Source organism: Enterocloster bolteae, from assembly GCF_002234575.2.
Taxonomy (GTDB): domain Bacteria; phylum Bacillota; class Clostridia; order Lachnospirales; family Lachnospiraceae; genus Enterocloster; species Enterocloster bolteae.
Map to the genome: position 1 here is coordinate 4,904,681 of NZ_CP022464.2, position 12,424 is coordinate 4,917,104.

Here is a 12,424-nt window from a genome sequence, read left to right on the forward strand (position 1 = left end):
GTTTCCCCGCTTTTCTACTGTTCCAGGCAGCGATTGACTATCCTGGAGAACTCATCCGCCTTAAATGGTTTTACGATAAAATCAGCAGCCCCTATGGTCAGGGCTTTCTGAATCATCATCTCCTGCCCAACGGCAGAGCACATAATGACCCTGATATTGGGGACCAGGCTCAGCATCTCCTCCAGCACCTCCAGGCCGGAACGTCCCGGCATGGTGATATCCAGAAGCACCAGATCCGGGCTGACTTCCCGAAACAGCTCCATGGCCCTTTCCCCATCCTGGGCCTCCCACACCTGGGTATATCCGTCCTCCTTAAGTATCTTGCGAATGATGCTCCTCATGAACATGGCATCGTCTACTACCAGAATCTTCTTATCCATATAGTCCCCCTCTATCCTCATTCTCTTTGACAGGCTTTTTATATACAGCCGGAAAAACTGCTTCCAGCCTGGTCTCCTCCCTGGACAAAAGCTCTGCATGGCCCACCAGAAGGTAACCGCCCGGACTCAGGCAGCGTTCCAGCTGCTTTATAAGCTTCTCCCTGGATATCCGGTCAAAATAAATCATAACATTCCGGCATAATATCAAATCGAATTTCTCCGGCCCAGGAGGCATCTCCATCAGATTATGCCTTCTGAAACGTATATTGTATTTTAATTTCTCATCCACCCGGAATGTATGGTTGTCCTCCACCGTACAGTACTTTCTCTTCCAAAGCTCCGGAAGATCCTCCATTTCCTTCAGCGGATATATTCCCTTTTCTGCCTTTCTCAATACTTCTGCGGATATGTCTGTGGCAAGAATGCGGACAGCCGGCATACGCTCAAACCTATCCCCGTAATCCTGAATCAGCATGGCTATGGAGTAGACCTCCTCCCCGGTGGAACATCCTGCATTCCATATGCTGCAGCCCCCCATCTTCCGGTTCTCAAACAGCTCCGGCAATATTTTATTATTCAGGATAGAAAAATGGGCCGGCTCCCTCATAAAATAAGTATAATTGGTGGTCAGGCGGTTCACCATCTCACCAGCCATCTCACCGGTCCTGTCCTTTCTCATCTGCTCCATATACTGGGCAAAGGAGGTCAATCCCCTTTTTTCCAGCTCCCTGGCCATCCTGCACTCGATCAGCACCTGCTTTTTTTCCAGATTTATACCATAATTGTCCCGGATGTATCCCACAATCTCACAGAACTCCCTGTCATTCAATCGTATCACATTTTTTCTCCCATATTCCCGGCATGACTTCCATCATCTTCTCGGGTTCCCCGCTATCTTCAGCTCCCGGTTCCCCGATGACTCCTATCATAGTCCCGTCCCTGAGTCCCAGGATGAATCCACAGGTACAGCCGCCGCTGTCTCCCAGCCGGCAGAACACAACCGGAGTCCTTTCATACAGCATGATTCCGCAGATATGGTCAGGCGCGCCAGGCACCTGCTGTATCTGCGGATGTATCACCACTTGCTTGATAAGATTTTTTTCCACATACACGGTACAGCTTCCGTCTTTTACGGTCACCAGCTCCATCATTCTGTCTCCTTCACAGCACCGGCCGTGGTATAAGAAGAGACGGGACCACTATAAACGCCAGTTTTCCTTTTTCCTCTTCCGCATCCAATGCCGCCATGCGATCCATATACTGGTTCCGGCTGCTTCTCACCGCCTCAGGAATGGCATATATCTGTTCTTCCTCCACCTGTACCAGACCAGTCACTACCTCTGCCCTTATACCAATTTCCCTGTCACCGCAGTCTGCAATAATCAGATAGGCCTGGTCTGACAAATTTCCAGCCTCCGGCAGCTCCAAAAAGTCAGCCAGGGCCATCTCCGGCTCCCGTTCTTTCATGTCCGTCACCCGCTTTACACAGGAAAGCGGAAGAAGGAAATGAGAACCCGCTGAAAAAAAGAGCAGGTAGGAATTCACACCGTCAGCCATCCTTTTTCCCTCCCCATGATTTGAGTTATTCTGAGCCCTTAACATTTTGTTTATATTCTACCATATATGGGAGTTATTTACTATTGGAAAATTCAAAAAAGGTCCGGGAGCATATCCCGGAACCTTTTCTAGTCCGTATTAAAAAACAGTTTCTTTATTTTTTCTGAAAAATCAATCCCCAGCTTGGCAGCCTCTTCTTTCAGGCGTTCCCTGTCCAATGTAAAATCTATGGTATCCTTGCATGTAACCTTTAATGAAGATGCCAAAGCCGCTAATCCACCCAAGCCTACGCTGGAATCATGCTCGTAAAACGGAACTCCACATATCAACCCGCTGATAACCGTGGCGAGGAAGCAGTCTCCTGCTCCCGCCGTACTGTTGACCGGCTTCCATATAGCAGGTATTCGTTCGCTGTAGCCATTGGCAAAGAACTGGGCTCCCTCTCCCCCCTGTGTAACAATCAACTGAATTCCAGGATTTTGACTGCGCAGAAACCCATAACACTCCGGTGCACCACTTTCAGCTTCCACTCCGCCTGCCGTCACAAGGGTTTCCATCTCATGCTTATTGATAGCCAAAAGATCCACATATTGAAAAGCGCCTGAACTTATGCATTCCCCCATCTCGTCAGAAGTAAACGATGCAACATTAAAGCAGGAATTCTCTCTTCCCTTTTTCAACAGATACAGGCGAATATCCAGAGGAACCTCCGGTGCTGCCAGTACAAGCCCCCTGCCTTTTAATTGTTCCTGTTCAAAAAAGGCAGCTATATCCTCCTCTCTCATATTGCCGCTGGCACTATTGCTGGTTGTAATATTACCTCCGTCACTGTCAGGATATACAAAGCATACTGAATACATGGTCTTTTCATGAGAATCCACATTTACATACCTGCAGTTTATCCCGTACTGCTCCATTAGTCCCAGGACCTCTCTGCCGCTGACGTCATCCCCGACTCTGCCGATTGCATAGACAGGTATACTTTTATTAAGATAGGTTATAACATAATGAAGAATAATGTGAAGCTTACAGAAGTCCCGCACATCCATAAGTTCTGCCAGCCTGGACTCATTCCTTCCCAAAGTGATGTTATCTGAAAAACGGAAGAGGATTCCCGAACCTATCCCTCCGGTTCCCACCACGTAATCGTATTTCAGTTTTCTCATATATTTACTCCTGCAAATTTCCATTCGGGATGCCTTGATATGGGATGGTTGGCTGTCTCATAAGTGGCGGTAATAATGGCATCCCCATGATCCTGCAGAAGCGTCATAGGATACTCCGAATCCTTCTCCGAAAATAGGGCCACTCTTAAAGCCGTTTGTTTCCAGGAACCTGTATCGCTGTATAACCTGACCTTCTTTGCTGACAGACATTCCCTGATTCCAAGTGTAATGGACATAGGAGGGACAAACTGATATGCTGCTCCATAAGACCTTTGTCCCAAGGTGATAATGGTATCCAGGTTATTCTCCTGGATACGAATACTGGATTCCTTCAGTTCCTCTATAGTAATATGGGAAAAGGGATGTCTTCTGCTCTGATTATAGGCTATGTGCCCATCCTGCCCCCATCCTCCAAGCGTGTAATCCAACGGTGCCTCCGCTATTTTTTCTTTTACTTCATACATATTCTTTGGGGTCAGAAAATTCCTGTTGGCTTCAGGTATATTTAAATCCGGAGCAATGGGACCATAAAATTCACGAAGCATAAATGTCCTAAAATTATAGGGATCGTCCTGGGCCAACAGATTTCCCTGCCAGTCCAGACATTCATCCATATGGAATATAGTTACATGCTTCATGTTTATCCGGTTTTTGTTTATATACTCAGCAAAGGGAGCATACCAGCATTTTGGCCCGCATGGCACAATCGCCCGAAACTGCCTTTCTTCTCTGCCCGCCTGAGCGATTTCATCAACAAGCTCTCTGGCCATCATTTGTCCCATTTCACAGGAATCCTTCACCATTCTGAACCGTATGACCAACTCAGGATGGGACTCCAACTCTTCCGCAGGTATACTGCACCATTTATATAAATCTTGTTTTTTTATCATGGCTTAGACTCCCGACTCCTCTGTTTCTGCCTTCCAGCACAAACAGGGCTTTGTTTACATCTCAATTAGTTTAATATCCGTTAAGTAACAAAACTCTTTCAGGGTTCCATAAATCTCTTCATCTCCATAGGCCAGAGTTATATATTCACTGTCCCACACCTGTACACCATAGTCATAGTCCACATCCATCTTAATAAATGCGTGAGGCCAGAACCACATGCCGGATTCAGTCCGCTGGTCCTTTAAATCATCCGGATCCGGTGTGTAAACCTGCCCCCGGTGAAGAATCATCTCAAACATTCCGTTATCACGTCCTATGCGACCCATTACAACCTTTCCGGGTTTTAGAACTGCCTCTACGGACAGGCCTCCGGCTGAACCTTCTGTAGGTAATCCATGATGTGCAAATCTGGCTTTGTCCGGCCCGGCCAGGGAGGGCGCACAGGCACCATCACCAATTACCTTAACCACTTTTTTCTCCTTATCAATGCATTGGAAATCACCATAATATACTGGATCCGGAGTCAGATTACTTAACAGGAATACAGTGAGTACATTATTATAATCACACAGTGTCGCTGTGGGAATTCCCTGCTGCAGCATCATACTCTGCGTAAAGCAGCTGGCAGCATATTCCTCTGCCAGACCAGGAAATGACTGAATGACATACATATCAAATTTTTCTTTCTCAATTATTTTTTTTACTGCTAAATACAATCTGATTGAACGCTCCGTGCAACCGTCATCCGGGGGCATCTCCTGAAAATATGGCTTAATCAGATTCTCTTTTACGTCCTGAATTTCTTCTTCTGTCACTTCTTCGGCAGCTTTCAATATATCCATGGAATCCCTGGAATCAATGTCCACGCCAAACTCTCTCATGAACTGTGACGGATCCGCACATCCGCAGGTCAATCCCATTCCTCTTCCTCCAAAGGCCCCTATGGTTGTCATATTCAACTTATTCCGCAGTGCGCATGCCCTTGAAAAACATGCCACCTTTTCGACCGTATCATTGTCACTTCCATAAACAGAACGGTACTTCATGCCGATTTCCTTAAAGGATGCCCCTAATGCTAGGGTTCCTACCAGTCTCCATCCCTGAGAGCCCGGCACGGTCCAGATAATAACACCCTTGCCGGCACGTTCAAAATCTCTTACCGCTGCCACGATTTCTGAAGCCCATACCCAAGTTCCGGAAAAAAGAATCACTCCGTCCACACTGTCATCATGCTTTAATCTGGCAAGCGCCTCACGGGCTTCCTGCTTATAGGCCACTACAATTTCATTTTCTACCAGCTTTACACCTTTGGCCTCAATGGCAGCCTTGGATTCATCTATAATCTTCTGGTTAATGAACGGCACTCCTAAAGGGTCCTTTAACCCATCCTTATGTACCCCAAACACGATAAATCCCATTTTTGGCCTTATCATCATAATTCAGTCCCTCCTGACTTCAACATTAATGTTTTCTTTAACAAACGAATTTCCTATTTAAAATCTGCACAAATAATGATCTACTCGGATTTCTGCTGCCGCTTCTGTATGAATCGGTCAAATCCCACTGCCAATAACAGCACTAATCCCTTTACCACCCTCTGCCAGTAATCATCAACTGCCATCATTGTCATTCCATTAGTAAGAACACCTATAATCAATACACCAAAAACCACATGGCTGATTTTTCCGACACCGCCGGTAAGGCTGACACCCCCCAGCACAACTGCCGTAATGACATCCATCTCATAACTCTCACCGGCCCTGGGCTGTCCGCTGTTAAGACGCCCCAGCATGACTAATCCTGCCAGTGCACTGCAGAATCCGCTTACCGCATACACAAACGCCTTGATTCTGTGAACACTGATACCAGACAACCTGGCTACCTCCTCATTGCCGCCTACTCCATATATGTATCTGCTGTGCCTCGTCTTTGACAGGAAGAATATACCTGCCGCAAATGACAGAACAAGTATGATGACCGGTATGGGGACTGCTCCCACATAGCCCTGACCAATGACAGCATACCGTGAATCGAATCCAAATACAGGAGTTCCTCCCGTAATCAGATACGCCACGCCGCGTAAGGAAGTCATGGTTCCCATGGTTGCTACCATAGGAGGTATCCCTATGTGACTGATAACAAGCCCGGTTGCAAACCCTATAAGGGTACATAAGGCTAGGGAAATCAGGGATGCAATAATTGGATTAACATTGTTTATCATCATCATTGCTGTCAGGACGCCGCTTACCCCAATGATTGCCCCTACCGATAGGTCGATACCCCCTGTCAGGATGACAAACGTCATGCCAATAGCGCAGATTCCATTGATAGATACCTGCCTTAACACATTGGCAATATTGCTACCCGTTAAAAAATTAGGTGCAAATATGCTCATAGCCGCAAAAAGTACAATAAAAATGATTATAATGGCATATTCTGCAATAAATGTATTAATATTCATTTTATTCTTCATATGAATACCCCTTCTATAAAGCTGCATAATTCAGAATTAATTCCTGGGAATATTCTTCAGGCATCAATTCCTTTACAACCTGCCCCTCCTTCATCACGATAATCCTATCCGACATTCCAATCAGCTCTGACATCTCCGACGATACCATTATGATGCTGGTGCCGTTGTCAGCCAGTTGTCGCATGATTTTATAGATCTCCTGTTTGGCTCCAACATCAATCCCTCTGGTTGGTTCATCAATAAATAGCACATTGCATTCCGTTGCAAGGCATTTGGCGAGAACAACCTTCTGCTGGTTTCCTCCAGACAATTTCATTACTGGCTGCAGAAGTGAGCTTATTTTTATGGAAAGGTCAGCAACCAGCTTATTGCAGATATCCTTTTCCTGCTTCTTCTTAATTACGGCAAAGCGGGATAATCTGTCCAGAATGGCAAATGATATATTATGTTCTATGCTCATACCCATAATTACACCCTGCTGTTTCCTGTCCTCCGGCAAAAGAGCAATACTGTTTTTCAGGGCCACTGCCGGCGAGGTAATGTTTATCTTTTTCCCCTTTAGAATGATTTCACCTTCCGTAATTTCATCCGCCCCATAGAGCGCCCTGAGAAGTTCAGTCCTTCCTGCACCTACTAAACCTCCGATTCCCAGTATCTCCCCCTTTCTCAAAACCAGTGACATATCCTTAAGCCTTCTGTTGCTTACATGGCTCACCTCCAGAACTTTCTCCTCGTTGATGTGGCCTAAATCGGGAAATGTCTCCCCCATCTCCCTTCCGACCATATCTGCAATCAGGGTCTCACGGCTGGTCTCAGAAACCGGATGAGTAGATATATATTTCCCATCCCGAAAAACTGATACGCGATCGCATATTTCAAAGATTTCCTCCATTCTGTGGGAAATATAAATGATAGTGATTCCTCTTCCCTTTAACTGTCTTACAATTGTATGGAGAGTCTCTGTCTCCTGTTCTGTCAGCGGTGCCGACGGCTCATCCATGATAATCAATTTTGCATTCTTTGAGATAGCCTTTACGATTTCCACCAGCTGCTGCTGTGCAATCCCCAGTCTCTGAACACGAATTTTAGGATTAATGGCCGTTCCAATCTCTTTAAACATTTTTTTGGTATTTTCATTCATCTGCTCATAATCCAAAAAACCTTGTTTCATGAGTTCGCGGCCAAAATAAATGTTCTCACTTACAGACAGGAACGGTATCAGATTAAATTCCTGATAAATGGCTGTTATTCCTGCGTCCAGCGCCAATGCAGGAGTCAATCCGCTATATTCCTTTCCGTCAAACATGATTTTACCTTCGCTAGGTGCGTGGGCACCTGTAAGAATCTTAATAAAGGTGCTCTTCCCCGCCCCATTCTCTCCCACCAGAGCGTGTACTTCTCCCCTTCTGACAGAAAAATCAATATTATTAAGGGCCTTGATTCCCCCGAACCGCTTGGAAATCTTATGGACTTCCAGAATTATATCTGTATCATCAATTTGAGGAGTTTCCTCTAACCGATTGTTCATTCATCCACTTCCTCCATCATTCCTCGCACTTCATTATGGCTAGTTTCCAACCACATCTTTCTGCCAAACTGGCTCATACCTTCTCTGAACCACTGCATCTTCCTGTTTTTCTGTTAAATATTTATACATAGCTTCGGCCAGGTCCTCACCTGCTTCATAAGGGAACAGGTTGCAGGATGATCTGTAAACACTGTTTTCAACTTTCATTTTTTCTTTTCCTTCATCCGTGGCATCACAGCCGCCGATATAAAAATTGTCCGGAATTTTCTGCATGGCCGATACTGCTTCGTACGCGCCGATTGCCGTAAAGTCATCGCAGGCGCATATCACATTTACCTCAGGCTTTGCCAACAAAACGGACTCCGTCACCTTCATTCCCAGATCTGTATTGCTGGCATTCTGTCTGGCTACCACCTCTGCCTCAGGGGCGTTCTCCAAAATACCATCATTGATGCCGTCTCCTCTTCGGATGACCGCCTCCACATCATCTTGAGCAAGAATCAGCGCTCTTCCTTTTCCACCCTGTTCTGCTTTAATCCACTCAGCGGCCGCATTGCCAATAGCATATCCTATATTATACTCATCCAGAGAGCCGTCAATCTGCGCATTGCTCACAGGCTGCGCCTCTGCGGATACTACGATTCCCTTTTCCTTAGCTTGGTCCACCACTGTTTTCAGGGCATTCTCATCCAAAGGTGATATCATAATTCCGTCTACATCACGCTGTACCGCATCCTCTACATAGGAAACCTGAGTGGCTACATCATACTTGGAATCCAAGATCTGTGTCTTAATTCCCAGTTCTGCACATTTTGACTGGAATCCATCGTAAACCTGGATAAAATACGGATTGGCACTGTCCTGCGTCACATATACAAATTCCATACCGGAGTCTGCCTTATTATCCCCACCGGATGTGGCGGCTGTATCCGTATGCTTCTGTTCAGCCTTATCGCCCGCGTTTCCACCCGATGCAGAGCATCCAGCCAATGTCCCCATAAGTGAAAGAACTAACAACATTGCTACCATTTTTTTCTTCATGAATATACCTCCTTTTGGCAGGAAAATGATTCGAAACGTTTCGATTTTCAGGTAAACATTAAGGTGTTTGATAAACACCTTAATTCTTTATCGTTTGACAGTGTCTCTGATAATCAAGGATGGCTCCAAAATAACTGAGTCAGGAACAATACCATACTGCAAAAGGTTCATCAGGTTATTGACTGCCAGCTTGCACATACGCTCGATAGGCTGGCTCACGGTTGTCAGCGGAATCTGGTTGATTGTAGCGTATATGACATCATCATAACCGCATACGGACAAATCCCTTGGAATAGATAAGCCTTTAATCCTGGCTGCCTGAAGCACTGCACAAGCCGTAAAATCACTGTTAGTCATGATTGCCTCCGGCCTCTCCTTCAATATCTCCATGGCCAGCTTCTGCACATCATCAAAATGATAGGTACTCTCATAAACATTGGACTCGGAATAAACCAGACCGGCTTCTTCTAACGCCATCTTATAACCGCTGATATATGTCTCATCAACCCGTCTGTCGCCAATCAGCATCACGATGTTATGAATATCCCGTTCAATCAAGTACTGTGTCATCAGATAGGAGCCCTTTTTCAGATTACACATAACAAAGGGTGCGCTGCTCTGCTCATAGTAGGCGGCCAGAAACAGATAGGGTATTCCATATTCATCCAGCTTCTTCATATGTTCAATATCATTGACATAAGTCAGCTGCGGAACCCATATAACTCCGTCAACCTTTCTCGAAATGAATTCAGAAATATACTTTTTCTCATTATTACTGCTGTTTCCTGTAATCCCTAATATAAGAAAAAAGCCGTAACTTTCCACTTCTCTTCGTATGTATTCTGTAATCTCACTATAAAAGCAGTTTCTCACATCCGGTATAAGCAGACCAATTACCTTTGTTCCGGATGTTCTCAGATTACGGGCAGCATTATTGGGCTGGTATGATAGCTCCTCTACTGCATCCAATACCATCTTCCTGGTTTTGTCTGTAACCCCCTCTTTCCCATTAATGGCCAAGGATGCTGTTGATATGGAAACACCTGCTAGTCTAGCTACATCTTTGATTGTAGCTCTCTTTTCCATTCATTTTCCTCCTAGTTGCATAAAAACGTTTCGATAATTCGATTATAGCACAATTTTTCAGCTTGTCAACGACTAATACTATACATTTTATACAGTTATCAATCTTGCTTTATTTATTTATCCATGTTAAAATCAATAATCATACATTGAATAAGGAGAAATAGACTGTGATAAATACCGAAAAATCGAAACGTTTAGATGGACAGTTATATTATAATCAGGACCCTCTATTACTGGAAGAACACCTGAATGTCCAGATGCTGCTTCATCAATATAATCATTTGCCTCCGAACAAACGTAAGAAACGTCGGAAACTCCTAAAGCAAATCCTAAACCATCCACCAAAGGATGCCTGTATTGAACAGCCGTTTCATTGTGACTTTGGCTACAACATCCATATTGGCAGCCATTTTTATTCTAATTATAATCTGACCATACTGGACTGTAATAAAGTTACCATTGGACACCACTGCCTGATTGGCCCCAACGTCAGCATCATTACTGTGAATCATCCCCAGGACAGAAAGCTCCGTTCCAGGGATTTGGAATATGCCACACCCGTGACCATTGGCAACGATGTGTGGATTGGATGCGGTGCCATCATCAACCCTGGCGTTTCTATCGGAGATAATGTCATCATAGGTTCAGGCAGTATTGTAACCAAAGATATCCCGTCCAATTCCCTGGCGGTAGGGAATCCCGCCAGGGTCATCCGTACACTGGACTAAAAGTCAGTAAACACCAGCACTGTCCTGTTCCCTGAACCGCACCGGCGCCACCTCCGGCGTCAGCGGCTCCATCCTGTATTCCGGCAACTGGTCAATGAGACCATCCAGACAAAGAGATGTGCTGTGGACCATGTCGTGGGCCAGAAGGACTACCTGCTGCCTTCCCATAATGGTTTTCATGGCATTGTCAATCAGCTCCTGGGGCCGGGACTTTTTCAGCGCGTCGTCCAGACTGGCATTCCAGTCAAAATAGACAAATCCCCGTGCGTCCATCTCGGCTATGATTTCCTTGTAAACCTTCCGGTTATAGCCATTGATGCTGCCTCCGGGAAACCGGTAAAGAACAGGCTTTACCCCGGTCACTTCCAGAACAGCCCTGTAAGCTTCCTCAAAATCCGCCAGATAGCTGTCCCTGCTTTCGTAGAGTTCCTTGTAGTCATGGCGGTTGCAGTGGATACCAATGGTGTGTCCCTCTGCCGCGATTCTTTTTGCAACATCGGGGTGTTTCCTGACATTTTCTCCCACCACGAAGAAGGTAGCTCTTATATTCCTGGCTTTCAGCACATCCAGCACCGCACTGGTATTTTCAGCAGAAGGACCGTCGTCAAAGGTGAGATACATGGTTTTGGGATTAAAATACAGATCAATGCCTTTGGCAATGCCCCCTGCCAGTTTTTCCTGGTACTGCGGGTCTGTCAGCCGTTCTCTTTCACGGGGATTAGACAGAAACCCCGTCTCGATCAGACATGATGGAACAAAGGTCTGTCCGGTGACTGTAAATTCTGCATCCCCTCTCAGTTCGCGGGCCTCTGCCCCTGTACTTCTGACTGCTTCCTTGTGGACCAGCGCGGCTAAACGCCCGCTGTCCGAAGCCCCGTCCTTTCCGGAATACCAGGTCTCTATTCCCCTTGCCGCCGCGTCCTCCCATGTATTTTGATGAATGCTGACATAAGCGCCGGCCCGGACCTTGTGTGCTGCCTCCACCCGTTCTTCCTTTGAACGGTATGCGTCGTCCTCCCGCACCATCACAACAGTATATCCCATATCCTCCAGTTTCACCTTCAGCCGCTCCGCAATGGCCAGGTTGATGTCCTTCTCCATTACGCCTTCCTGGCTGGCGCCTTCATCCTCACCGCCATGGCCTGCATCCACCGCAATAACAAGGGGACCTGTATATAAAGAATTCTGACTGCCAAAAGAAAGGAGGGATTCCCCCTGGCCTTTTATGGAACTTTGCAGGACACATGTGTCTTCCAATATACGGGACAGGATTTCTGTCCCTCCCCGTCCTGTACATTGCCGCTCTATCCTTTCCCGCTCTGTTATTTCCTGCTTTATCCGTCCCTGCTCTGTTCCTGCCATTCCCAATTCCCGTTTCTCCGGTATGACCATGGCCATCACTGCCATGGTCATGCATACGCCTGCGGCCAATTCTGCGGCGGCCAGAAAAAATGCCCTTCTCCTGGCCCTGCGCCTGGCCTGCCTTCTGCGCTCTGTCTGTCTGCCATAATCATACGGTTTTATCTCTATTCTGTCCATGACGCCTGTCCTTTTCATATAAAAAGCTCTTGTGT

At 46.2% G+C, this 12,424-nt stretch carries 13 protein-coding genes; 1 reads left to right on the forward strand and 12 read right to left on the reverse strand.

The genetic code is table 11. The annotated features are described in order from the left end of the window. Window positions 1-14 precede the first annotated feature (14 nt). From CGC65_RS22655 to CGC65_RS22705, 11 genes are all read right to left on the reverse strand, one after another. Window positions 15-380 (reverse strand): response regulator, encoded by a 366-nt coding sequence (locus CGC65_RS22655; RefSeq protein WP_002568605.1) that lies wholly within the window; start codon window positions 378-380, stop codon window positions 15-17. After that, window positions 373-1,218, reverse strand: a complete 846-nt coding sequence (locus tag CGC65_RS22660; RefSeq protein WP_002568606.1) for a CheR family methyltransferase — start codon at window positions 1,216-1,218, stop codon at window positions 373-375. Before CGC65_RS22660 ends, CGC65_RS22655 begins: the two co-directional genes overlap by 8 nt. Continuing rightward, entirely contained in the window at window positions 1,202-1,531 is a 330-nt protein-coding gene (locus CGC65_RS22665; protein ID WP_007036048.1) for a hypothetical protein, read from the reverse strand. Before CGC65_RS22665 ends, CGC65_RS22660 begins: the two co-directional genes overlap by 17 nt. Window positions 1,532-1,541: 10 nt before the next feature. Beyond that, window positions 1,542-1,937, reverse strand: a complete 396-nt coding sequence (locus CGC65_RS22670) for a CheW domain-containing protein (RefSeq protein WP_002568608.1) — start codon at window positions 1,935-1,937, stop codon at window positions 1,542-1,544. 128 nt (window positions 1,938-2,065) lie between these two features. Then, complete coding sequence (locus tag CGC65_RS22675; RefSeq protein WP_002568609.1) at window positions 2,066-3,103, reverse strand: carbohydrate kinase family protein; 1,038 nt, start codon at window positions 3,101-3,103, stop codon at window positions 2,066-2,068. Further along, window positions 3,100-3,993 (reverse strand): sugar phosphate isomerase family, encoded by an 894-nt coding sequence (locus tag CGC65_RS22680; protein ID WP_002568610.1) that lies wholly within the window; start codon window positions 3,991-3,993, stop codon window positions 3,100-3,102. The genes CGC65_RS22675 and CGC65_RS22680 overlap by 4 nt, the downstream gene beginning before the upstream one ends. 54 nt (window positions 3,994-4,047) lie before the next feature. Continuing rightward, the gene (locus CGC65_RS22685; protein ID WP_002568611.1) at window positions 4,048-5,430 is read right to left on the reverse strand and encodes a hypothetical protein; all 1,383 of its coding nucleotides are present in this window, start codon (window positions 5,428-5,430) and stop codon (window positions 4,048-4,050) included. Window positions 5,431-5,510: 80 nt separating this feature from the next. Further along, on the reverse strand, window positions 5,511-6,467 hold the full coding sequence (locus tag CGC65_RS22690) for an ABC transporter permease (RefSeq protein WP_002568612.1): 957 nt from the start codon (window positions 6,465-6,467) through the stop codon (window positions 5,511-5,513). A 13-nt stretch (window positions 6,468-6,480) separates the two neighbouring features. Continuing rightward, entirely contained in the window at window positions 6,481-7,995 is a 1,515-nt protein-coding gene (locus CGC65_RS22695; RefSeq protein ID WP_002568613.1) for a sugar ABC transporter ATP-binding protein, read from the reverse strand. A 39-nt stretch (window positions 7,996-8,034) separates the two neighbouring features. Continuing rightward, window positions 8,035-9,036, reverse strand: a complete 1,002-nt coding sequence (locus tag CGC65_RS22700) for a sugar ABC transporter substrate-binding protein (RefSeq protein ID WP_002568614.1) — start codon at window positions 9,034-9,036, stop codon at window positions 8,035-8,037. An 87-nt stretch (window positions 9,037-9,123) separates the two neighbouring features. Next, complete coding sequence (locus CGC65_RS22705; protein ID WP_002568615.1) at window positions 9,124-10,122, reverse strand: LacI family DNA-binding transcriptional regulator; 999 nt, start codon at window positions 10,120-10,122, stop codon at window positions 9,124-9,126. Window positions 10,123-10,289: 167 nt separating this feature from the next. Here CGC65_RS22705 and CGC65_RS22710 point away from each other — a divergent pair, with 167 nt between their 5' ends. Next, the gene (locus tag CGC65_RS22710) at window positions 10,290-10,850 is read left to right on the forward strand and encodes a sugar O-acetyltransferase (protein ID WP_002568616.1); all 561 of its coding nucleotides are present in this window, start codon (window positions 10,290-10,292) and stop codon (window positions 10,848-10,850) included. Window positions 10,851-10,853: 3 nt separating this feature from the next. Here CGC65_RS22710 and CGC65_RS22715 read toward each other — a convergent pair whose 3' ends face one another. Then, a complete protein-coding gene (locus CGC65_RS22715) occupies window positions 10,854-12,389 on the reverse strand; it encodes an N-acetylmuramoyl-L-alanine amidase (RefSeq protein WP_039896917.1) in 1,536 nt (511 codons plus the stop codon). Window positions 12,390-12,424: the final 35 nt, after the last annotated feature.

Excerpts from the sequence above, each read along its gene's own strand:
- CGC65_RS22655 (WP_002568605.1), bottom strand. The coding sequence starts at position 380 with ATGGATAAGAAGATTCTGGTAGTAGACGATGCCATGTTCATGAGGAGC.
- CGC65_RS22665 (WP_007036048.1), bottom strand. The coding sequence starts at position 1,531 with ATGATGGAGCTGGTGACCGTAAAAGACGGAAGCTGTACCGTGTATGTG.
- CGC65_RS22670 (WP_002568608.1), bottom strand. The coding sequence starts at position 1,937 with ATGGCTGACGGTGTGAATTCCTACCTGCTCTTTTTTTCAGCGGGTTCT.
- CGC65_RS22675 (WP_002568609.1), bottom strand. The coding sequence starts at position 3,103 with ATGAGAAAACTGAAATACGATTACGTGGTGGGAACCGGAGGGATAGGT.
- CGC65_RS22680 (WP_002568610.1), bottom strand. The coding sequence starts at position 3,993 with ATGATAAAAAAACAAGATTTATATAAATGGTGCAGTATACCTGCGGAA.
- CGC65_RS22685 (WP_002568611.1), bottom strand. The coding sequence starts at position 5,430 with ATGATGATAAGGCCAAAAATGGGATTTATCGTGTTTGGGGTACATAAG.
- CGC65_RS22690 (WP_002568612.1), bottom strand. The coding sequence starts at position 6,467 with ATGAAGAATAAAATGAATATTAATACATTTATTGCAGAATATGCCATT.
- CGC65_RS22695 (WP_002568613.1), bottom strand. The coding sequence starts at position 7,995 with ATGAACAATCGGTTAGAGGAAACTCCTCAAATTGATGATACAGATATA.
- CGC65_RS22700 (WP_002568614.1), bottom strand. The coding sequence starts at position 9,036 with ATGAAGAAAAAAATGGTAGCAATGTTGTTAGTTCTTTCACTTATGGGG.
- CGC65_RS22705 (WP_002568615.1), bottom strand. The coding sequence starts at position 10,122 with ATGGAAAAGAGAGCTACAATCAAAGATGTAGCTAGACTAGCAGGTGTT.
- CGC65_RS22715 (WP_039896917.1), bottom strand. The coding sequence starts at position 12,389 with ATGGACAGAATAGAGATAAAACCGTATGATTATGGCAGACAGACAGAG.